This is a genomic window from Scandinavium tedordense, from assembly GCF_024764965.1.
GTDB lineage: Bacteria > Pseudomonadota > Gammaproteobacteria > Enterobacterales > Enterobacteriaceae > Scandinavium > Scandinavium tedordense.
In genome coordinates this window covers 67,613-89,487 of sequence record NZ_JALIGG010000056.1, presented here as the reverse complement: position 1 = coordinate 89,487, position 21,875 = coordinate 67,613, and the positions used below count along the sequence as shown (strand labels likewise).

Below are 21,875 nucleotides of genomic sequence, written 5' to 3'. Positions count from 1 at the left end.
ATCTCCATTAATAACCGGAACCTGAACGGGCCGGAGGAACGTCGCCGCGAGCGCGAGCAACCGCTTCGCGACCAGCCTGAGAGAGTTGCATAACATCATTTGCTGGCGTCACCAGGGTGAAGCCTTGTGCGATACGGTCAGCCGCGGCCTGGCCCGAGGTGCAGAAAATTCCGGCGATTTTTTGCGCCGCTTGAGTGCGTTTGAGAACATGATCGACCGCCGCCAGCATTTCCGGGTGCTGAGACTCTGCGCTGGCCGTACCGGTCAGCGTCAGGGAAAGGTCGTTAGGCCCAATGAAAATGCCGTCTAGACCTTCAACATCGAGGATCGCATCCAGATTTTTTAAGCCATCACGGGTTTCGATCATCGCCAGGGTCAGGATTTGCTCGTTGGCATGTTGAGGATAATCTTTGCCGCCATACAGCAGGGCGCGCGCGGGTCCGAATGAGCGGTTACCCAGAGGCGGATATCGGCAGGCTGAGACGAAACGGCGCGCTTCATCGGCTGTGGAAACCATTGGACAGATAATGCCGTAAGCGCCTGCATCAAGCAGTTGCATAATGAGCGCGCCGTCATTGTGCGAGACTCGAGCAATGGGTGTTGCAGGAGTCGATGACAGTGCCTGCAACATGCTCAGCGCGGAGGCGAAATCGATCATACCGTGCTGCATATCGACCGTGACCGAGTCATACCCCTGGTGGCCGACGATTTCGGCACTGTAACTGCTCGGAATGGCCAGCCAGCCATTGATTATCGGTTGCTGGCGTTGTTTTAGTGGGTTAAGTCGCATAGCAGGACCTCGTTTAACCATGAATGAAGGGCTTTTGCTGTTAAGTGCGGCGCTTCGAGCGGCACAAAGTGACCGACGCCAGGCAGAGTTTGCCAGTCTGCGGACGGCGCGGCGTGATGTACGGCGCGATGATGCTCCGCCGTGCAAATCGGGTCTTCTTCGCCGTTCATCAGCAAAACCGGTACGGCGAGTTTTGTCATTGCATCCCGACGATCGATGCGGCTGATAGCAATTTCTGTCTGTCTGGCGAAGACCTCATGACCGCAATTTTGCGCCATGGCGATAATGTTTTGGCGCAAAGCGTCATCATTTTGGCGCTGAGCCGCGACATAGCGTGGCCAGAGTTGTTGTGTAATAAACGCCTCAAATCCAAGCGCCCGAGCGTGTTCTACAGCCGCCCGACGTGGTTGCGCATTTTGCGGCAAATCGGCGAACGGATTAACCGAAATCAGCGCCAGTCCCGCGATGCGTTGCGGTGCGATGGCCTGCAACTGTAATGCGACAATCGCACCCAATGAAAATCCGCACACACAGAACCTTGCAGGTAGCTGCGCCAGCAGACGCTCTGCGGCGGCTTGTGCGCACTCTTCGTCTTGCAGCGTCAGACACTGCACATGACTGACAGAGAGTGTATCCAGCATCGGTTGCCATAGCTGCTCGTCGCACAGGGTGCCGCCGAGCAGAATTAACGGAACGTCTTCGTTTTTGATCGGTTTCATCTTCATGCCGGTACGGTTTCAGGTTCACGACGGGCTTCAACCATGCGGATCACATGATGGATGAGCACAATCGAAAGGATGGAAATCAGGCCGACCACCAGGAATCCCTGTTTCATGGCGAAGTAGTATTTGATGTAGCCGACCAGCACCGGGCCGAAGAAAATCCCGGCGGAGTAGATACTCTGATAAAGCCCGACGCGGGTGGACTGCTGCCAGACCGGGGTATGGGTGATGATCAGAGAATTCAGTACGGTGAAAATCATACCGAAGGACACGCCAGCCAGCGCCTGCAGGCCATAGAGCACCAGAATATTCGGCGCATAAGGCATTGCGATGGCGATCACCCCTTGCATCACCCCGCCAATCACAGCGGTTTTGGCGAGGCCGAGTCGACGATAGAAGACGGGGGCGCACAGAGCGGTAGAGAGAGCATAAAAGAACAGGTGAATGCTGCTTAATGTTGCCAGTGAGCCCGCCGCCATGCCGAACCCTTCCGCCAGCAGCGGCGTGAGAGTATCGCGGGTGGCAAAAGGCACCATCATCACTGCGGCACAGAGTCCGCCGAGAAACCAGACAGATTTATCGCTAAGCTGGCTGCGCACGGCAGATATGGCGGCTTCTTCACGCGAACGCTCAGGACGGCGTTCACGAATGAAGAACGTCAGCAGCAGGGCGAGGCTCGCCGCCGTGGAGGCGACGAGAAAGCTCGACTGTGGACCGAAATGACGCGCCATAAAACCCGCCAGTGAGATGCCAATAAAGGTGCCTACCGGAGAGGTGACGCTGAGCAATGCCACGGCGGCTGCGGCTTCAAGAGGCGGGAAGAAGGCGACAAACATCACGTTGTAGATCACCCATGTCGCGCTGGTCACGCCATCAGCCAGCTTGGCAATAAACAAGGTTTCCGGTGTCGGATGCAAAAACACTATCGGCCAGGAAAGAATGGTAAACAGCAAACCTACCTGAATAATGCGTTTACGGTTATGAAAACGGTCGGAAAGTATGCCTGTCGGGAAACGCAGCAGCATTGACGCCAGCCCCGTCGCACCAATAATAATGCCCATCGTTCGGGCCTCGACATTGAGTGAAGTAATGTAAGGCGCGAGAAACGGATCGAAAGCATGAATGCTGACGAAAAACAGCAGGCTGATAATGAAGAACAGCAGGACATCACGACGCAGTAATTGCACAGACATAATAACCTCCAGATTCAGGATGCGGTCCAGCCACCATCAACCATTAACGCAGTGCCCGTGATCAAGGCTGCTGCTGGTGACACCAGAAACACCACCGGTCCCATCACATCTTCCAGTTGCCCTAAACGCCCGAGTTTAATGTTACTCAGAACCTGCTGATGAAATTGCGGGTCGGCCAGTGAGCTTTTCGACAGTTCGGTTTCAATAAACGTCGGGCACAAGGTGTTGACGCGGATCCCGAAGGGGCCTAATTCAATGGCCATCGCCCGAGTAAGGCCTTCCAGTGCAAATTTCGATGCGCAGTAAACGCTGCGCATCGGTCCGCCGACATGCCCCATTTGCGATGAAATATGCACAATCGATCCGTGAATACCGGCACTTTTCATCCGCCGTACCACCTGCTGGGACAGGAAGAATGTTGCCCGCACGTTGATGTCCATAACGGCGTCATAGTTCTCCTGGCTGACATCGGTAAAATGCTGATGCCGTGCCAGTCCGGCGCTGTTAATCAAAATATCCATTTGAGGAAGGTGTTCGATAACGTGCTGAACGTCCTCAGGCCGGGTGATGTCGACCTGCACTGGATTGAGTTTCAGGCCTGCCTCGCAGGCCATCTCTGCCGCGATATTTAGCCGGGAAGCGTCACGGGCGGCAATCCATACCTCCGCACCGGCCTCGGCCAGCGCCAGTCCCGCAGCATATCCGATGCCGCGAGAGCCTCCTGTAACCAGCGCACGTTTTCCATCCAGACGAAAACTGGGGGTTTTGGGCAACGTCATCATTACATCCTTATTCAACAATGCCGGCGTAGGGCACATTTTTGTGTCCATAGCGGCGTACGCGAATGTTTGCTTGCTCACCGTGACCTGCAAATCCTTCAAGCGCACACAGGCGAGAGCAATATTCGCCAACATGGGTTGAAGCTTCATCGGTAAGGACTTTTTGGTAAGAACACGTTTTGAGGAATTTACCTACCCATAATCCACCGGTATATCGTGCGGCCTGTTTGGTCGGCAGAGTATGGTTGGTGCCGATAACTTTATCCCCATAGGCGACGTTGGTGCGAGGTCCGAGGAACAGTGCGCCAAAATTACGCAGATTCTGCAAGAACCAGTCAGGATTACGGGTCATCACCTGGACATGCTCGAAAGCCAGCTTATCGGCGATATCCCGCATTTCTTCGTCGCTGTCGGCGACAATCACTTCGCCAAATTTGTCCCATGACTGACGAGCGATATGCGCCGTGGGTAAAATCTCTAACAAGCGCTCGATTTCAGCAAGTGTTTCAATAGCCAGTTTTTCAGAGGTCGTTAGCAAAATTGCCGGAGAGTCCGGGCCATGCTCAGCCTGACCAAGCAGATCGGTGGCACACAGCTCACCATCAACGCTGTCATCAGCAATTACCAGTGTTTCGGTTGGGCCCGCAAACAGGTCGATGCCCACGCGACCGAAAAGTTGCCTTTTCGCTTCGGCGACAAAGGCATTGCCCGGACCGACCAACATATCGACGGGGGAGATAGTTTCTGTGCCAATCGCCATCGCAGCAACGGCCTGGATCCCGCCGAGGCAATATATTTCATCCGCCCCGGCCATGTGCTGCGCAACGACAATTGCCGGAGCTGGTTTGCCATTGAAGGGTGGGGCGCAAGTGATGATGCGGGGAACGCCTGCCACTTTTGCGGTGATCACCGACATGTGCGCGGAGGCCAGGAGAGGGTATTTTCCGCCCGGAACATAACAACCCGCCGCGCTGACCGGAATGTTTTTATGACCCAGGATCACGCCCGGCAGCGTTTCAACCTCAACATCATGCATGCTGTCACGCTGATGCTGGGCAAAATTGCGCACCTGCTCCTGGGCAAAAGCGATATCAGCAATATCTCGCTCGGACAATTGCTCATAGCAAGTGGCAATTTCTTCAACGGTTAAACGATAGCTTTCGCGATCCAGATTGTCGAAGCGAATGGAAAGCTCCCGCACCGCCGCGTCTCCTCGTTCCGCGATATCCGCCAGAATACTTTCGACTGTTTCCCGAACCTTACGGTCTGCGGATTTAAGTGCCTCAGCTTCAGCGCCGTGTTTCAGCCATTTTGCCATGATCGTCTACTCTCCAGTGTCTCTTATGCAGGTGTGTGACTTCGAATGCATTCAATAGTAGTCATGAAATAAATCGGAAAGAAACTTTTATTGCATTCGAATGCAATGGAGATCGCAAAAATTATGATTCAGGGGTGTAATCCTCCATAATGTCTGCCACGGTATTTCTTTTTGAAGGGAGCTCTCAATGGTCGAACGTATCCGCCGTCCCGTGACAAGCTATGAAGTGGCAAAGCTTGCAGGCGTTTCACAATCTGCGGTATCAAGGGCCTTTACCGAAGGGGGCAAGGTCTCTGATGCGACGAGGGAGAAAGTCAAACTCGCCGCAGCACACCTGGGTTACCGGCCGAGTTTTGTCGCCCGTTCACTGATAACCCGTCGCTCTAATCTGATTGGCGTAGTGGTGCCTGGTTTGATGAATCCTTTCTATGCCAGTCTGGTAGACGAACTGTCGCACGCCTTCAACGAAATAGGATATCGCGTGCTGCTATTCTCAATGCAGGGCGATGGCGATACTGATCCGATTCTGGAAGAGATACTGCGGCATCGCGTCGAGGCGCTGATCTTAGTGTCCACCATTCTTTCATCCCATTTTGCTGAAGAGTGTCAACAGAATGGCTTGCCGGTATTACTGCTGAACCGAAAAAATGACAGCAAAAGCGTTTCAAGTGTGACCAGTGACAACCTCGCAGGCGGCGCACAAATTGCCGATTTTCTGGTGGCGGGTGGGCACCAACGTCTGGCATTTATGGCCGGGCTCGACAGTTCATCGACCAGCCGGGATCGCGAGAAAGGTTTCTGTGATCGCCTGCGTGCGCAGGGTATTGCACCACCGCTGCGTGTTCAGGGTCTATACAATCTTGAAATGGCTATGGAGGCGACCCGCCAGTTGCTGAAAGGTAAAGATCGTCCGGAGGGTATTTTCTGCGCCAACGATATTATGGCGATAGGCGCATTGAATGTCGTGGTTGGTGAGTTGGGGCTCGTGGCGGGTCAGGATATCTCTGTTGTGGGGTTCGATAACATTGCCATGGGGGCCTGGCCTTTATTCAGCCTGACGACCTATGTTCAGCCGGTTAACGACATGGTGACTTCCGCGGTGCGGATCATTACTCAGCAATTCGACGATGCTGACTCACCGGCAGTCCAGCAAGTGTTGTCGGGAAAACTGGTGGTACGAAACAGTGCACGCAAACCGACCCAGACTGAAATTTGAGGCACGATAAGAAGGACGAAAGCGCTTCATTGCCTGAATATTGTTGCGTGGACAGCTTTTAAGAATAAAGGAAAGAGGGAGAGATATTTTACAGAATGGTGCGTCCGAGTGGACTCGAACCACCGACCCCCACCATGTCAAGGTGGTGCTCTAACCAACTGAGCTACGGACGCATAAAAGAGAAATGGTGCGTTTAATTGGACTCGAACCAACGACCCCCACCATGTCAAGGTGGTGCTCTAACCAACTGAGCTATAAACGCAATGGTGCGTCCGAGTGGACTCGAACCACCGACCCCCACCATGTCAAGGTGGTGCTCTAACCAACTGAGCTACGGACGCACAACGGGGACGAATATTAGCGGCAGGAAGGAGAAGTGGCAAGAGGCAAATGCCACTTTTCTTCCAGATTTCACGCGATTGCGGAAACACTGCACAAACTGTCGAGAAAGCAGCCGCCCTGAGGCGACTGTCAGACACTTATCGGGATGCACGAGCCAGAATAATTGTTGACGGCTGACGCTGGAGGAAACGCATTCTCAACATCATCAGGATTGCAGCAGAGGTCAGGCCGATGATAAAGCCTATCCAAAAGCCCGCCGGACCCATACGCGGCACGACGATATCGGTTAACGCCAGCACATATCCGCTTGGCAGACCGAGCACCCAATAGGCGGTGAACGTAATAAAGAAGATTGAGCGCGTATCTTTATAACCGCGAAGTATACCGCTGCCGATAACCTGAATGGAGTCTGAAATCTGATATACCGCAGCGAGCAACATCAGGTGCGAGGCAAGGGTCACGACTTCAGGATTATCGTTATAAAGCAGCGCAATATACTCACGCATCGTCACGGTAAAAATCGCTGTCAATACCGCCATGCAGACACCGACGCCAAGTCCGGTACGGGCCGCGGTTTGAGCATCCAGCGTGGAACCTTGGCCCAGACGAAAACCAACGCGGATAGTGACCGCCGCCGCCAGAGACATTGGCATGACGAACATCAGCGAGCTGAAGTTAAGCGCAATCTGGTGTCCGGCCACATCAACAATCCCCAATGGCGATACCAGAAGTGCGACTACCGCAAACAGCGTCACTTCGAAAAACAGCGCTAACGCGATAGGCAACCCGAGCTGCACCAGACGTTTCATGATCGCGTAGTCAGGCTTCCCGAATCCTTCGTAGGTGCGAATATCTCGCATTGAACGGGCGCGTTTCACGTAGGAAACCATCGCGAAGAACATAACCCAGTAAACGGAAGCCGTCGCCACACCGCAGCCAACGCCGCCGAGTTCTGGCATACCAAAATGACCATAAATGAAGATGTAGTTCACTGGAATATTCACCAGCAGACCGATAAAGCCCATTACCATGCCCGGTTTGGTTTTCGCCAGACCTTCACACTGATTGCGGCATACCTGGAAGAACAAATACCCTGGAACGCCCCACAGCAATGCGCGCAGGTAGCCGACGGCTTTATCCGCCAGAACCGGGTCAATATTATGCATGGCGTGAATGATATAACCGGCATTCCACAGCACAACCATCACCAGGATGGAGACAAAACCGGCGAGCCAGAACCCCTGGCGAATCTGATGGCCGATGCGGTCGCGACGACCGGAACCGTTCAGTTGAGCCACCACCGGCGTCAGGGCCAACAGCAGGCCGTGACCAAATAAAATTGCCGGGAGCCAGATAGAGGTGCCGATCGCCACCGCGGCCATATCGGTGGCGCTGTAACCACCGGCCATGACCGTATCAACGAAACCCATTGCGGTTTGGGCCACCTGCGCAATGATGACCGGGATTGCCAGCGCGAGAAGCTGGCGCGCTTCAATAACGTACTTTTGCACGGGAGGTACCTTTTATTGTTTGTTATTGTTGAAAAGACTAAAAAAGCCGCCGGCACTGGCAGCAAAAAGAAAGAGCTGGGGAATTTTCGAATATATTGTAGCGAGTAATGGGTATTAAGCCAGTCAAAAAATGGCAGTGAGCACAGCCTGACTGGCAAGGCTGGATGGCAACTGGTATTGTGCGGGGTATAAAAGGCGGTGATGATTCCGTCCTCGTAAGATACAGGAGTTATTGGCATGTTTACTGGTATCGTTCAGGGCACTGCAAAAATTGTGTCCATCGATGAAAAACCTAACTTCCGCACGCATGTCGTTGAAATGCCAGTGCATATGCTCGACGGCATTGAAACTGGTGCCTCTGTTGCCCACAACGGTTGCTGCCTGACGGTGACGGAAATTAACGGCAATCACATCAGTTTTGACTTGATGAAAGAGACGCTGCGCATCACCAATCTTGGCGAGCTGAAAGCTGGCGACGTGGTTAACGTGGAACGTGCCGCGCGTTTTAGCGATGAGATTGGCGGCCATTTAATGTCGGGCCATATTATGACCACTGCCGACGTATCAAAAATCCTGACCTCTGAAAATAACCGCCAGATATGGTTCAAGGTTCAGGATCCGACGCTGATGAAATATATCTTGTATAAAGGTTTTATCGGCATTGACGGTATTAGCCTGACAGTCGGAGAAGTCACACCGACGCGCTTCTGCGTGCATCTGATCCCGGAAACGCTGGAGCGCACGACGCTCGGTAAGAAAAAGCTCGGTGAGAAGGTGAACATTGAGATTGATCCGCAGACGCAGGCGGTGGTGGATACGGTAGAACGTGTCATGGCCGCAAAGGAAGCGGCAACCAAAACGTTCAGCGCAGATGAGTAAAAACAAACCCCGGCTTGCCGGGGTTTGTTTTATCGGGCGACGCGTAAACCACCTTCGGCACCGCGGGTGAATACCACCTGCCAGAGTTGGATATCGCGAGCACGAAATGCCCCGGCACAAGCATTCAGATAATATGAGAACATCCTTCTGAAACGCTCTGAATAGTTGTCAGCAATTTCTGGCCAGCTATGCAGAAAACGCGTATGCCAGGCCATCAGAGTCGTGTCGTAATCAGCGCCAAAGTTATGCCAGTCTTCCATTACAAAGTGCGGTTCACTGGCGTTGGCAATTTGACGCACGGAAGGCAGGCAGCCATTCGGGAAGATGTATTTGTCTATCCACGGATCCACACTGTTATCCGTTTTCTTCGACCCGATGGTGTGCAGCAAAAACAGGCCGTCAGGTGTCAGGTTACGATCCACTACGTCGAAATAGGTGGTGTAGTTTTTTGGCCCGACGTGCTCGAACATTCCGACAGATACAATACGGTCGAACTGATCCTGCAAATCTCGATAATCCTGCAACAGGATTTGCACGTCCAGCCCTTCGCAGCGCGCCTGGGCCATCTTCTGCTGTTCAGCCGAAATGGTCACACCGACGACGCTCACGTCGTAGTTTTTCGCCATAAATTGCGCCAGCCCACCCCAGCCGCAGCCGATATCCAGAACCCGCATGCCGCGCTGCAAATGCAGTTTCTGACAAATGAGGTCCAGTTTCGCCTGTTGTGCCTGTTCCAGCGTTTCCGCATCTTTCCAGTACGCGCAGGAATATTGCATAAAGGGGTCAAGCATCCGACTGAATAAATCGTTGCCCAAATCGTAATGCTCTTTACCCACTATCCAGGCGCGTTTTTTACTTTGAAGATTGAGCAGACGGGCACCTGCGACACGAAGCGTGTCTTTAAGATGGTGGGGGAGTTGGCTTTCCAGACCGGCACGAAGCACATTATGAAAAAATACATCGAGCCGTTCGCATTCCCACCAGCCGTCCATATAGCTTTCGCCTAATCCCAGTGACCCTTCCTGCAGCACACGTTTAAAGAACAGGGGATTATTGACCCGGATATCTGAGGGAGCAGAACCATTAACCCTGACGCCGGCACGACTCAGTAATTCATTAACAATGCGGTACCAGTCATCATCAGGCACATTTACTTCTTCTATACACGATGAACTCATAGCTTCTCCATCACGCGGCTTGTGATCAGAACCTTAAAACAGCGTAGACGCTTTTTTGGTTGTGTGAGAACTCTCACGGAATATCCGTGAGTCTGCTATCCGACGTAGAACAGAGGAAGGGAGATAACCCTTGCCGAAAGGCCTTCCGTGGTTAATCGGGGGAGATCCGTTCCCCCGTTAATCGCTAATATTTATCGTATTTATGTGTTACCGAACCAGTATAGGCCGCAAAAATGAGTGATTCAATAAAAAATTCTTAGCAAACTAATGACTGAATTGTTACATAGTCGCTAACGATACTATGCGTGTGATTCTTCAGTTGGACCCGCGTTTTCATCACGTTGTGCAACAAACTGCATCCGGTAACCCCAGCCTGCCAGAACCACGGTGGCCAGCATCACGCTGGTGGTGGTCAGGAGTGGAGTAGAAATCAGGGTGGAAACCACCAGGCTTGCCAGGAAACACAAACCCAACTGCAACGTGTTTTGCATCGCAGCTGCCCGACCCGTAGCGTGTGGGAACGGGCGCAGTGCCTGAGCCACAACGATTGGGTAAATCGCGCCGTTGGCCATCGCCATCAGACAGAAAGGGATCAGCAGGGTGGTCAGTGAGCTGCCTGCGGTCAAACCGACAGCAAAGGTGCCCGCTACGCTCACGGCAAAGGCCAGCAGCAGCCATGGCAGCATCTGTTGTCCTTCCCATTTTTGCAGGGCGGCACGACAGCCGTAGCCCCCAATAAGGAAAGCGATGGTCTGCGGCACGTAGCTCAGGCCAATCACCGTCGGGCCGTAACCCATGGCGCTCAGAATAAACGGCGAGCCGGTCAGCCACGCAAAGAAGCTGGCGGAGCAGGCGGCGTAAATCAGTACGTTGCCGCGATAATCTTTCGAGCGCAAAAGTGTCAGGAAGGTCAGCGGCTGTTCTTCTTTATGCACGGTTCGCACGGGTTTTTGCAGACGTAGCGCAGGCAGCATCAGCAGCAGCGTAATGCCGAACAGGGTGGCAAAAATTGCCTGCCATTCGAAATGATGCAGGATCCAGCTGCCGAGCAGCGGTGCCAGCGCTGGGGAAAGTCCAACCAGCGGCATGATAGTCGCGAAGATACGATTGGTGCGTTGGGCCGGATAATAATCGGTGACCATCGCCTGCCAGGTGACGGTAGCGGCGCAAACGCCGACCGCCTGAACGAAGCGGAGCACCAGCAGCAGGGTTGCATCACGGACCCACAGCATCCCCAGACAGCCAAAGGCGAATATCGCCAAGCCGGTCAGCAGAATAGGTTTACGACCGTAACGGTCAGACAGCGGACCCCACATCAGCTGTGCGAGGGCAAAACCGGCCAGGAACAGGCTCAGGCTGGCGCTGACGGCAGCAGCAGGGGTTTGTAAATCAGTTTGAATGGCGGCAAATGCGGGCAGATACATATCGGTTGCCAGAAAACCGAGTACGCTCAGGCCAGCCAGCCAGCACAAAAATCCTTTCCCAGGTTGCTTATTCATTTTCTTTCTCGTTGCAGGTGTCGATGGCAGCAGAGTGTAGGGAGTGCAACTTCTCTTGTGAAACGCTAATATTTGTCTGGTGAGTTCAAATTTTTTGCAGGCAGCCTATGTGGTCAGAATATTCTCTAGAAGTCGTGGACGCCGTAGCGCGTAACGGGAGCTTCAGCGCAGCCGCGCAGGAGTTGCACCGTGTGCCTTCTGCGATCAGCTATACCGTACGTCAGCTGGAAGAATGGCTGGCGGTACCGCTGTTTGAACGACGCCATCGCGACGTAGAATTAACCCCCGCAGGTGCCTGGTTTTTGAAAGAGGGTCGCTCTGTTATCAAAAAAATGCAGATCACCCGCCAGCAGTGTCAGCAAATTGCCAACGGCTGGCGTGGCAATTTGGCCATCGCGGTGGATAATATTGTGCGCCCGGAACGTACCCGGCAGATGATTGTCGATTTCTATCGCCACTTTAAGGATGTCGAACTGTGCGTTTTCCAGGAAGTATTCAACGGCGTGTGGGATGCGTTATCCGACGGGCGTGTAGAGCTGGCGATTGGCGCCACACAGGCGATCCCGGTCGGTGGGCGTTACGCATTTCGTGATATGGGGATGCTGAGCTGGAACTGCGTGGTGTCGAGTCAACATCCGCTGGCGCAGATGCCCGGCCCGCTCAGCGATGATGTGTTGCGCAACTGGCCGGCGCTGGTACGGGAAGATACCTCGCGATCGCTGCCGAAACGTATCACCTGGTTGCTGGATAATCAAAAACGGATTGTGGTGCCGGACTGGGAATCTTCCGCGACCTGTCTTTCCGCTGGTCTGTGTGCCGGAATGGTGCCCACGCATTTTGCCCGTCCGTATATCGACAGTGGTGAATGGGTGGCGCTGGAGCTGGAAAATCCGTTCCCTGATGCAGCGTGCTGCCTGACCTGGCAACAAAATGACATGTCACCGGCGCTGAGCTGGCTGCTGGAGTATTTGGGGGACAGTGAAACGTTGAATAAAGAGTGGTTACAGGAGCCGGAATAACCGGCTCCTGAGAGGTCATTAACGGCGGTAGTCGCGGAATGGGCCGTCGGCCACCGAGCGGCGCTCGATCAGGCGAGGATGCACTTCAATAGACTGCGACTCTTCACGCTTATTGACGATGCGATCCAGCAGCATATCGAAGGCCGCTTCACCCAGCGAATCCTTAGGCTGGTGGATAGTGGTCAGGGCAGGGGTAAAGAAGCGCGCGTTGCGCACGTTATCGTAACCAATGACTGAAATATCCTGTGGAACACGCAGACCCATTTCGTCTGCGGCACACAACGCACCCATCGCCATAATGTCACCGCCGCAGAACACGGCGGTTGGGCGTGGCTGTTGTGCAAGAATTTGCTGCATGGCGCGATAGCCGGATTCCGGCTCAAAATCACCCTGAACAATCCAGTTTTCAGGCACGTTGATTTGCGCTTCTTCCATGGCTTTCATGAAGCCCGCCAGACGTCCGGCGCCGGTGTTACGCTCCATCGGGCCAGGAATGACGCCGATTTCACGATGACCGCGTTCGACCAGATAGCGTCCGGCAATATAGCCCCCCTGGAAAGCGTTATCATTCACCGAGTCGGTAAAATCAGCTTTAGATTCGCCCCAGTCCATCACCACCATCGGGATGTGACGGTACTCTTCCAGCATCTCGAGCACCGACTGCGGGTATTCGGAACACATCACCAGTAGGCCATCGACGCGCTTTTGCGCCATCATTGAAAGATAGGCGCGCTGTTTTTCAAGGTTGTTCCAGGCATTACCCAAGATCAGGGTATAGCCTTTCTCGAAGCAGTTTTTCTCAACGGCTTCAATGATTTCAGCAAAATAGGCAGCTTCACTGCTGGTTGCCAGCAGGCCGATTGTTTTGGTGTGATTCACCTTCAGGCTGCGTGCCACGGCGCTTGGGGAGTAGTGCAGCTCTTTAATGGCCGCCCATACCGCGTTACGGGTATCTTCTGCCACGAAACGCGTCTTGTTAATTACATGTGATACAGTTGTAGTGGAAACGTTTGCGCGTTTCGCTACATCTTTAATAGTTGCCATTCGTTCTCACTCCAGACCCTTTCCTTACGCCTGATTACCGACACGAAAACGTTTGCCTTTACACACCCTTAACACAATTCAACTGAATTGCAGTACGCCGGGAGACAGACAGGACGACGGGAGGGGGTCAATGGCTGGTACGCTTTTAAATTAGCGTGGAATTTTGTCTGATTCTGAGGCAAAGGGAAAGAGAAAAATCGCTATGAGCCTAAAACCTGGAAGATTTTTGCGTATATTTGTGCAAAAATGAGCAAGCTCACTTTTGTTGTGGGGATTAAAAGGAGAAAAATTGATGAGTACCGACCTGAAGCTCTCTCTGATGACCACCGTTATCGCTTTGGCGCTGATCGTTGCTGCCGCGCTGACTGCTGTACTGCACTGATTTATCCGGAGGGAGAGCTCTCTTCCTCCTTCTCATTTTCCTTCCTGATTGTTATCAAATTCGCAAAAAACTTTTGCCATTTTGTTTACTTTTGTTTTTTTGTGATTGATGTCATGCTTTTGGCTTCTGCTTTCGCACTGTCTCAATGAGATGGCTTACCGGAGTCGTTACATGAAAATCAATTTCCCCCTGCTGGCACTGGCTGTTGGGGCATTTGGCATAGGTACCACTGAGTTTTCGCCAATGGGCCTGCTGCCTGTCATCGCCAAAGGTGTGGACGTGTCGATTCCCGCGGCCGGAATGCTGATCAGCGCCTATGCCATTGGCGTGATGGTCGGTGCCCCGCTGATGACGCTGCTGCTTTCACATCGCGCGCGCCGTAATGCGCTTATTTTCCTGATGGCAATTTTCACGCTCGGCAATGTGCTGTCGGCTATCGCGCCGGATTACACTACGCTGCTGTTGTCGCGCATTATCACCAGTCTTAATCATGGCGCTTTCTTCGGCCTCGGCTCGGTTGTGGCTGCAAGCGTAGTGCCTAAGCACAAGCAAGCCAGCGCGGTGGCGACCATGTTTATGGGGCTGACGATTGCCAATATCGGCGGCGTTCCGGCGGCCACTTGGCTTGGTGAAACCATCGGCTGGCGAATGTCGTTCCTTGCGACGGCCGGACTTGGCCTGGTGGCGATGGTCAGCCTGTGGTTCTCGTTACCGAAGGGCAGCAGCGGTGAACGCCCGGACGTAAAAAAAGAGCTGTCGGTTCTGATGCGCCCACAGGTGCTGACGGCGCTGTTGACGACCGTGCTCGGGGCCGGGGCGATGTTCACGCTCTACACCTATATTTCGCCAGTGCTGCATACCATTACGCATGCGTCACCGCTGTTCGTTACCGCCATGCTGGTACTGATTGGCATCGGCTTCTCTATCGGTAACTATCTCGGTGGCAAGTTTGCTGACCGCTCCGTGACTGCCACGCTGAAAGGTTTCCTGACGCTACTTATCATTATCATGGCGTTCATCCCGTGGCTTGCGCAAAACGAAATCGGTGCGGCGGTGAGCATGGTTATCTGGGGGGCGGCGACCTTCGCGGTAGTTCCTCCGCTACAAATGCGCGTGATGCGTGTAGCACATGAAGCACCAGGTCTGTCGTCATCGGTCAATATTGGGGCGTTCAACCTGGGTAATGCGCTGGGCGCGGCCGCGGGCGGGGCAGTGATTTCCGGCGGTCTGGGTTACACCTTCGTGCCAGTAATGGGTGCGATTATCGCTGGGGTTGCGTTACTGGTTGTGCTGATGACTGGGCGTCGTCAGCCAGAAGAAGTGTATTCCAGCCATTGATAATATGCCCGGCGGGTGATGTTTCTCGCCGGGCAATAGATTATGCCGCCAGGTTCTTCGCGACAAATTCCCAGTTTACCAGCGCCCAGAAATGCTCGAGATAGTTCGGGCGGGCGTTACGGTAGTCAATGTAGTAGGCATGTTCCCACACATCCACGGTCAGCAGCGGTTTGGCGTCAGTCGTTAACGGGGTACCCGCGTTAGACGTAGAAACGATAGCCAGTTTGCCGTCTGTATTTTTCACAAGCCAGGTCCAGCCAGCGCCGAAATTCTTAACAGCGGCATCGGTGAACTGTGCTTTAAAGTCAGCAAAGCTGCCGAAGCTCGTGTTAATAGCGGCTGCGACGTCACCGTTTGGCTCGCCACCGGCGTTGGGTGCCAGGCAGTTCCAGTAAAACGTGTGGTTCCATACCTGTGCAGCATTGTTGAAAACGCCCGCTTCGGAAGTGCGAACGATCTCTTCCAGCGTTTTGCCCTCAAACGCAGTGCCTTTGATCAGGTTGTTGAGGTTGGTGACATACGTCTGGTGATGTTTGCCGTAGTGGTATTCCAGCGTTTCTACGGAGATGTGTGGCGCCAGGGCGTCTTTTGCATACGGTAATGCAGGTAATTCGAATGACATTGCTTATTCTCCCTATTATTTTATTACTCAATAACCATGCATTGAGTATGGATAGGGTAGCAAATTAAAAGATGTGGCTAAAGAAGAACTTACCCTATCGATATATCGACAGGGCAGGGATCAGCGAATTGTTTTAGGCGTCATCACGCGTCGTGCGCCAACGTAGTGGTTCGCCCAGTAATCTTCGCTCAGAGAGGTAATCTGGATATCGCGGCCGGTGCGCGGGGACTGAATAAATTTGCCATTGCCGACGTAAACGCCTACGTGATCGGCAGTGCCACGACCGCGGGTACGGAAGAACACCAAATCGCCGCTTTGCAGCTCACCCCGGTTAACAGCGCGCGCATCACGCAAGTGATACATTTCATTCGCGGTGCGAGGAATACGGAATTTCACCAGATCTTTATACGCGTAATAAACCAGACCGCTGCAATCGAAACCGGTGCGTGGCGAAGTGCCACCCCAACGGTATGGTTTGCCAATCTGGCCCATCAATTTATTCATCGCCGTTTTTTGTGCTTTCTGCACGCGTGCTTTATGTGCATCCGCAATGGTTAACGGTTTTACGTCTTCGCTAAGGCATTTCTTTTTATGGCCTTTACGTACGCTGCATTTCTGCGCCATTTTGACGGAAGCGGTTTTCAGTGCGGGGCTATGTATTTTGCGGGTGGAGGCGGTTTTATTGACGGCGGATGTTTTTTTACTTTTGGCGGTCGTTGTTTGCTTAAGAGTACTGGTTTTCTTTTTGCTTGAAGTTTTCGTCGTCGATTTTGTTTTGTTGCCCGTCGTTTTCTTTTTACGGTCTGCTTTCGCTTGATGGGACTTTTGCGACGCAGAAGCACGCGCCTGCTCCGATGCGTGGGACAAAGGCGTAATGGACAACGATGTAAACAGCAAAGCACAGAGCGTGATCGAGACTTTATTTATCCGCGCCACTGAGCATTCCTCTGTTAGGCAGGCAAACGGTCATGCCTGGGTATGATTGACAAAACGAATCGATTCTAAAGCATAAAAACATTAATTGTTAATAGTGTTTTTGTATCTGCTGCACAGTTTCGTTAGCGACTGCAAAAAAATGCGTCAAAGTGGACATAACATGCTCGGAAAATGCGCATGTTTAGGCAGGGGAGGCCGATAAAGGCATATTTTTAAGGCAACTTCAAAAGGTCAGAGGTAAAATGCATTATCGTGAACAAAATGTTATTTTCTGACAGCCGTCGTTGACGTTACACTTAGCGACTACAGCCATAAAAAGAAGTTTAAGGAAGCAAGATATGAGTACGACTCTTGAGAAAATCCAGACCCAAATCGCCGAGAATCCAATCCTCCTGTATATGAAGGGATCCCCGAAACTGCCAAGCTGTGGTTTCTCTGCTCAGGCGGTTCAGGCACTGTCTGCCTGTGGCGAACGTTTTGCTTACGTTGATATTCTGCAAAACCCGGATATCCGCGCTGAGCTGCCAAAATACGCAAACTGGCCGACCTTCCCACAGCTGTGGATTGACGGTGAGCTGGTTGGCGGCTGTGACATCCTGATTGAGATGTACCAGCGTGGCGAACTGCAGCAGCTGATCAAAGAGACGGCTGCAAAGTACAAAGACGACGAGCAGAGCAGCGCTGAGTAAGTTTTTGACTGGTAATAAAAAAGCGACCCGATGGTCGCTTTTTTTATTCTTCGCTTTCGCTTTCTGGCAATGGTAGCGGCCAGCCGCCCAAACGTTTCCAGCGGTTGACGATTTCACAAAACAGCTGCGCCGTCTGTTCGGTGTCATACAGCGCAGAGTGTGCCTTGTTGCCGTCAAATTCCATTCCTGCGGCCAGGCAGGCTTTCGACAACACGGTTTGCCCCAGTGCCAGCCCGCTCAGCGCGGCGGTATCAAAAGTCACAAACGGGTGGAAGGGATTGCGTTTCAGCCCGGCGCGTTCAGAAGCGGCCATTATAAAGCTGTGATCGAATGTAGCGTTGTGCGCCACCATGATTGCCCGATTGCACTCCTGATCCTTCATGCCTTTACGTATTTCTTTATAGATAGCGTGCAGGGCGTCGTATTCGCTGACGGCACCACGTTCAGGGTCATTAGGATCAATACCATTAAACGCCAGCGCTTCCGGGACCAGATTCGCACCTTCAAACGGTTCAACATGGAAATGCAGTGTACTGTCCGGCATCAACCAGCCGTCTTCGTCCATTTTTAACGTCACGGCGGCGACTTCCAGCAGCGCATCTGTTTTGGCGTTAAAGCCCGCTGTTTCTACGTCTATTACTACAGGATAAAAACCACGGAAGCGGTCGCACAGTGCATTACGTTGAGCGTTGTCGGACATCAGGATCTCTTAGGCTTACAAAAAGTAGCGCGCATTATGGCAAATTTTGCCAGCAGTTGCAGCAGAGGCAGGAGCAAAAAAATGGGTGCCGTAGCACCCAGGGAGTCTTAATGACCAAGACCTTTACCGGCGTCTTTGGCTTCAATCAGTTCGATTTTATATCCATCTGGATCTTCGACAAAGGCGATAACGGTGGAGCCGCCTTTTACCGGACCGGCTTCGCGGGTTACGTTGCCGCCGTTATTGCGGATGCGCTCACAGGCTTCTGCGGCATTATCTACGCTCAGTGCGATATGGCCGTAAGCGGTGCCGAGATCGTAGCTTTCAACGTCCCAGTTATAGGTCAGTTCGATGACCGCTTCTTCACTCTCCGGGCCGTAGCCGACGAAGGCGAGGGAATATTTGTATTCCGGGTTTTCGCTGGTGCGCAGCAGCTTCATGCCCAGCACGTTGGTGTAAAATTCGATGGAACGTTGCAGATTGCCAACACGCAGCATGGTGTGAAGTAGGCGCATAGTCTTCCCCTTATCGTATTGTTTATAAAGCAGGACAATCAGTATAGCGGCGGATGCCCGCCGCTATCAATGCGGGGATTAGAGTGTAGGGTAGTCGGTATAACCTTCTGCGCCGCCGCCGTAGAAGGTTTCCGGGCGCTGTGGGTTCAGTTCTGCTTTACGTTCCAGACGTGCAACCAGGTCGGGGTTTGCGATGTATGCGCGACCAAATGCCACGGCATCAATCAGACCTTTAGCAATCAGATCTTCTGCTTTTTCCGGAGTGTACGCCCCGGCCCCGATAATTGGGCCGTGGAAACGTTCGCGTACTTTACGACGGAATTCTTCGGTATAAGGCTGACCGCCGGCCCAGTCTGGCTCAGACATGTGCAGGTATGCAATACCGCGTTTGCCCAGTCCTTCAATCAGATACAGCGCATCCGCTTCTTCGTTCGGGCCGTTGTCGGTGTTCTGGAACGAACCAATCGGCGAAACACGGATCCCGATGCGATCGGCGCTCCACTCTTTACTGACGGCATCTACCACTTCCAGCACCAGACGGGCGCGGTTTTCAATGCTACCGCCGTACTGATCGGTACGCTGGTTTGCTGATGGAGACAGGAACTGGTGCAGCAGGTAGCCGTGCGCGGAGTGCAGTTCAACGAGGTCGAAACCGGCTTCACGAGCGTTAGCCACCGCCTGGCGGAAATCGTCAACGATACCCGGGATTTCTTCCAGTTCCAGCGCGCGCGGTACAGACGTGTCTTCGCGAGTGGCGTGGCCGTTAGCATCACGCAGGGAAGTACGGGTGCCCGCGCTCAGCGCAGATGGGGCAACCGGTGACTGGCCGTCTGGCTGGAGGCTGTTATGCGAAATACGGCCGGTGTGCCACAGCTGAACGGCGATGTGACCGTTTTCAGCATGTACGCCTGCAGTGATTTTTTTCCACGCGGCAATTTGTTCTGGGCTGTGCAGACCGGGTGCGCCCGCGTAGCCTTTCGCTTGGGCAGAAATCTGCGTCGCTTCAGAGATAATCAGTCCGGAGCTTGCGCGCTGGCGATAGTATTCACCCATCAGTGGTGTAGGGATGTCACCGGGCTCGATGCTGCGAAGACGCGTCAACGGGGCCATCAGTACGCGGTTAGGCAGCGTAACAGCGCCAGCCTTGAGCGGGGTAAACAGTTTGTGTTGTGACATAGTGCATGACTCCTGAATAGACCGGTCGTCTAGTAAATCGTAAAATAAAAACGCCTGTTATTGGCCAGGCGCGGCAATCATGGTCTTCGCATGTTCGAGCGCGCTTTCGAGGGGCGTCGCACTGCGAGAAATTTTGGCCTGAAGATTGGCCCCCAACCAGAGCGAATACAGCACTTCGGCCTGGGTATGAGCATCACCGTAAATGGTAAGGCTTTTCTCTTTACGTCCTTCTTCAAGCGCGTGGGAGAGCAAAACAATAATCTGGCTGGCCCCTTTGTTCATTTCCGTGCGCATGACTTCCGAGAGGTCACACACTTCGGCAGACAGCTTTACCGTCAGACAACCGCTGATAATACCTTGCTGACAAAACTGATTCAGCGTGTGCTGGTAATAGGCCAGCAGGCGGTCGCGGTAGTTGCCGTCGCCATGGGCAAAATGCTCAGAGAGACGATGGTGATAGTCTGCGTAGTGGCGTTCGAGCATCGCGACACCAAACGCTTCTTTAGAGCGGAAATAGTGATAAAACGAGCCTTTTGGCACTTCTGCCGTTTTCAGCAGCTCGCTGAGCCCCATTCCGGTAAAGCCGCGGTGCATACATAAACGCTCGCCAGTAGCGAGGATATGTTCGCGAGTGTCGTGTTCAGCATGTTTGTTCATGGGGTTCAATGTAGTAGACCGATCGGTCTAATGCAAGAGATAAATGATTGCTGGTTGCAGGATGCGCATTATCAGGCTTCAATGAGAGTAGGCAGATAACAGGGGGCGGCGTGGCAGAACAACTGGAGTTTTTCCCGGTACAGAGTCCGTGCCGGGGGATTTGTCAGTCCGATGAACGCGGCTACTGCCGGGGTTGTATGCGCAGCCGCGACGAGCGATTCAACTGGCAAAATTTCAATGATGCTCAAAAGCAGGAGGTGTTACGACTCTGCCGTCAACGTCTGCTGCGTAAAATCCGCGCAAACAAATCCGCTTTACCTGAAGAACCTGATCAGCCTTCACTGTTTTAACGCTAAATATGCGTATACTCGATGAAATTTTTCAGTTGAGGAAGCTCGTATGGTTCAGCGTATTACTCTCGCGCCAAATGGCCCAGAATTCTCCCGCTTCGTAATGGGGTACTGGCGTCTGATGGACTGGAACATGTCCCCGCAGCAGCTGGTCAGCTTTATTGAAGAGCATCTCGACCTCGGTATTACCACCGTCGACCATGCCGATATCTATGGCGGTTATCTGTGCGAAGCCGCGTTTGGCGAAGCCTTAAAACTGGCTCCGCAGCTGCGTTCGCGTATGGAAGTGGTCAGCAAATGCGGAATTGCGACCACCGCGAAACCTGAACACGCTATCGGGCACTATATCACCGATAAATCTCACATCGTTCGCAGCGCTGAGCAGTCCCTGACCAATCTGGCCACCGACTATCTGGACCTGCTGCTGATCCATCGTCCGGATCCGCTGATGGATGCAGACGAAGTGGCTGAAGCCTTCACCGAGCTGCATCAGAGTGGCAAAGTGCGCCATTTTGGCGTGTCTAACTTTACCCCGGCGCAGTTCTCGCTGCTGCAATCACGTCTGCCATTTACCCTGGCGACTAACCAGGTCGAACTTTCTCCGGTTCACCAGCCGCTGCTGTTGGACGGCACGCTCGATCAGCTGCAACAGTTGCGCGTGCGTCCGATGGCATGGTCGTGCCTGGGGGGCGGTAGCCTGTTCAATGACGACAAATTCGGCCCGCTGCGCGAAGAGCTGGCCAACGTCGCGAAAGAACTGAACGCGGAAAGCATCGAACAGGTGGTTTACGCCTGGGTGATGCGTCTACCGTCTCAGCCACTGCCGATTATCGGCTCCGGCAAAATCGAACGCGTGCGTTCTGCGATTGCTGCCGAGCACCTCGAAATGACCCGTCAGCAGTGGTTCCGCATCCGTAAAGCCGCGCTGGGTTACGACGTACCGTAATCACGTTTTGCGCTGACGTTCCGTCCAAAAAGGTGTTCCTGGTTTAGACTTACCAGGGACACTTTTTTTTTGGA

At 53.3% G+C, this 21,875-nt stretch carries 23 protein-coding genes and 3 tRNA genes; 8 read left to right on the top strand and 18 right to left on the bottom strand.

The features are described from left to right. Positions 1–7: 7 nt before the first annotated feature. From MUU46_RS13590 to hisD, 5 genes are read right to left on the bottom strand one after another with little or no spacing between them, the layout of a single operon-like run. A complete protein-coding gene (locus MUU46_RS13590) occupies positions 8–790 on the bottom strand; it encodes an HpcH/HpaI aldolase family protein (protein WP_159756047.1) in 783 nt (260 codons plus the stop codon). After that, positions 772–1,509: an alpha/beta fold hydrolase gene (locus tag MUU46_RS13585; protein ID WP_258965780.1), complete on the bottom strand. Its 738-nt coding sequence runs from the start codon at positions 1,507–1,509 to the stop codon at positions 772–774. The genes MUU46_RS13590 and MUU46_RS13585 overlap by 19 nt, the downstream gene beginning before the upstream one ends. A gap of 2 nt (positions 1,510–1,511) precedes the next feature. Further along, positions 1,512–2,705, bottom strand: coding sequence for an MFS transporter (locus MUU46_RS13580; RefSeq protein ID WP_159756053.1), 1,194 nt, complete (start codon positions 2,703–2,705; stop codon positions 1,512–1,514). A gap of 14 nt (positions 2,706–2,719) precedes the next feature. Further along, positions 2,720–3,487 carry an SDR family NAD(P)-dependent oxidoreductase gene (locus MUU46_RS13575; protein ID WP_258965779.1) on the bottom strand — a complete coding sequence of 256 codons (768 nt, stop codon included), beginning with the start codon at positions 3,485–3,487 and terminating at the stop codon, positions 2,720–2,722. Positions 3,488–3,494: 7 nt separating this feature from the next. Beyond that, the gene (gene hisD / locus MUU46_RS13570) at positions 3,495–4,802 is read right to left on the bottom strand and encodes a histidinol dehydrogenase (protein WP_159756056.1); all 1,308 of its coding nucleotides are present in this window, start codon (positions 4,800–4,802) and stop codon (positions 3,495–3,497) included. A gap of 187 nt (positions 4,803–4,989) precedes the next feature. Here hisD and MUU46_RS13565 point away from each other — a divergent pair, with 187 nt between their 5' ends. Further along, the gene (locus MUU46_RS13565; protein WP_258965778.1) at positions 4,990–6,018 is read left to right on the top strand and encodes a LacI family DNA-binding transcriptional regulator; all 1,029 of its coding nucleotides are present in this window, start codon (positions 4,990–4,992) and stop codon (positions 6,016–6,018) included. A gap of 96 nt (positions 6,019–6,114) precedes the next feature. On the opposite strand, the gene MUU46_RS13560 is transcribed toward MUU46_RS13565, so the two are convergent. The 4 genes from MUU46_RS13560 to mdtK form a co-directional block, all read right to left on the bottom strand. Then, positions 6,115–6,191, bottom strand: a tRNA-Val gene (locus MUU46_RS13560). 12 nt (positions 6,192–6,203) lie between these two features. Continuing rightward, positions 6,204–6,280, bottom strand: a tRNA-Val gene (locus tag MUU46_RS13555). Between the two features lie 2 nt (positions 6,281–6,282). Further along, a tRNA-Val gene (locus tag MUU46_RS13550) sits at positions 6,283–6,359 on the bottom strand. A gap of 138 nt (positions 6,360–6,497) precedes the next feature. Further along, on the bottom strand, positions 6,498–7,871 hold the full coding sequence (mdtK, locus tag MUU46_RS13545) for an MdtK family multidrug efflux MATE transporter (RefSeq protein ID WP_159756062.1): 1,374 nt from the start codon (positions 7,869–7,871) through the stop codon (positions 6,498–6,500). A 237-nt stretch (positions 7,872–8,108) separates the two neighbouring features. On the opposite strand from mdtK, the gene MUU46_RS13540 reads away from it, so the two are divergent. Then, positions 8,109–8,750, top strand: coding sequence for a riboflavin synthase subunit alpha (locus MUU46_RS13540; RefSeq protein WP_258965777.1), 642 nt, complete (start codon positions 8,109–8,111; stop codon positions 8,748–8,750). Positions 8,751–8,779: 29 nt separating this feature from the next. Here MUU46_RS13540 and cfa read toward each other — a convergent pair whose 3' ends face one another. Both cfa and punC read right to left on the bottom strand, forming a co-directional pair. Then, positions 8,780–9,928: a cyclopropane fatty acyl phospholipid synthase gene (gene cfa, locus MUU46_RS13535; protein ID WP_258965776.1), complete on the bottom strand. Its 1,149-nt coding sequence runs from the start codon at positions 9,926–9,928 to the stop codon at positions 8,780–8,782. Positions 9,929–10,227: 299 nt separating this feature from the next. Next, complete coding sequence (punC, locus tag MUU46_RS13530; protein ID WP_258965775.1) at positions 10,228–11,427, bottom strand: purine nucleoside transporter PunC; 1,200 nt, start codon at positions 11,425–11,427, stop codon at positions 10,228–10,230. 107 nt (positions 11,428–11,534) lie between these two features. On the opposite strand from punC, the gene punR reads away from it, so the two are divergent. Further along, a complete protein-coding gene (gene punR, locus MUU46_RS13525; protein WP_258965774.1) occupies positions 11,535–12,446 on the top strand; it encodes a DNA-binding transcriptional activator PunR in 912 nt (303 codons plus the stop codon). An 18-nt stretch (positions 12,447–12,464) separates the two neighbouring features. Here punR and purR read toward each other — a convergent pair whose 3' ends face one another. Next, a complete protein-coding gene (purR, locus tag MUU46_RS13520; RefSeq protein WP_159756077.1) occupies positions 12,465–13,490 on the bottom strand; it encodes an HTH-type transcriptional repressor PurR in 1,026 nt (341 codons plus the stop codon). 292 nt (positions 13,491–13,782) lie between these two features. Between purR and cydH the strand changes: the two genes are divergently transcribed. Further along, entirely contained in the window at positions 13,783–13,872 is a 90-nt protein-coding gene (gene cydH, locus MUU46_RS13515) for a cytochrome bd-I oxidase subunit CydH (protein ID WP_159756080.1), read from the top strand. Positions 13,873–14,043: 171 nt separating this feature from the next. Then, positions 14,044–15,210, top strand: coding sequence for an MFS transporter (locus MUU46_RS13510; protein ID WP_258965773.1), 1,167 nt, complete (start codon positions 14,044–14,046; stop codon positions 15,208–15,210). Between the two features lie 40 nt (positions 15,211–15,250). On the opposite strand, the gene sodB is transcribed toward MUU46_RS13510, so the two are convergent. After that, entirely contained in the window at positions 15,251–15,832 is a 582-nt protein-coding gene (sodB, locus tag MUU46_RS13505) for a superoxide dismutase [Fe] (RefSeq protein ID WP_258965772.1), read from the bottom strand. A 120-nt stretch (positions 15,833–15,952) separates the two neighbouring features. After that, the gene (locus MUU46_RS13500; RefSeq protein WP_159756089.1) at positions 15,953–16,768 is read right to left on the bottom strand and encodes a C40 family peptidase; all 816 of its coding nucleotides are present in this window, start codon (positions 16,766–16,768) and stop codon (positions 15,953–15,955) included. A gap of 338 nt (positions 16,769–17,106) precedes the next feature. On the opposite strand from MUU46_RS13500, the gene MUU46_RS13495 reads away from it, so the two are divergent. After that, positions 17,107–17,457 (top strand): Grx4 family monothiol glutaredoxin, encoded by a 351-nt coding sequence (locus MUU46_RS13495; protein ID WP_110508449.1) that lies wholly within the window; start codon positions 17,107–17,109, stop codon positions 17,455–17,457. A gap of 43 nt (positions 17,458–17,500) precedes the next feature. Here MUU46_RS13495 and rnt read toward each other — a convergent pair whose 3' ends face one another. The 4 genes from rnt to MUU46_RS13475 all read right to left on the bottom strand — a co-directional run bounded on the left by rnt (position 17,501) and on the right by MUU46_RS13475 (position 20,505). Next, on the bottom strand, positions 17,501–18,157 hold the full coding sequence (gene rnt / locus MUU46_RS13490; RefSeq protein WP_159756092.1) for a ribonuclease T: 657 nt from the start codon (positions 18,155–18,157) through the stop codon (positions 17,501–17,503). A gap of 107 nt (positions 18,158–18,264) precedes the next feature. Next, positions 18,265–18,672 carry a lactoylglutathione lyase gene (gene gloA / locus MUU46_RS13485; protein ID WP_110508445.1) on the bottom strand — a complete coding sequence of 136 codons (408 nt, stop codon included), beginning with the start codon at positions 18,670–18,672 and terminating at the stop codon, positions 18,265–18,267. Between the two features lie 78 nt (positions 18,673–18,750). Further along, positions 18,751–19,848 carry an alkene reductase gene (locus MUU46_RS13480; RefSeq protein ID WP_258965771.1) on the bottom strand — a complete coding sequence of 366 codons (1,098 nt, stop codon included), beginning with the start codon at positions 19,846–19,848 and terminating at the stop codon, positions 18,751–18,753. Positions 19,849–19,905: 57 nt separating this feature from the next. Next, positions 19,906–20,505: a TetR/AcrR family transcriptional regulator gene (locus MUU46_RS13475; RefSeq protein WP_159756098.1), complete on the bottom strand. Its 600-nt coding sequence runs from the start codon at positions 20,503–20,505 to the stop codon at positions 19,906–19,908. A gap of 110 nt (positions 20,506–20,615) precedes the next feature. Between MUU46_RS13475 and MUU46_RS13470 the strand changes: the two genes are divergently transcribed. Further along, positions 20,616–20,855 (top strand): DUF1289 domain-containing protein, encoded by a 240-nt coding sequence (locus MUU46_RS13470; protein ID WP_125355416.1) that lies wholly within the window; start codon positions 20,616–20,618, stop codon positions 20,853–20,855. 49 nt (positions 20,856–20,904) lie between these two features. After that, entirely contained in the window at positions 20,905–21,801 is an 897-nt protein-coding gene (locus MUU46_RS13465) for an aldo/keto reductase (protein ID WP_159756104.1), read from the top strand. Positions 21,802–21,875 lie beyond the last annotated feature (74 nt).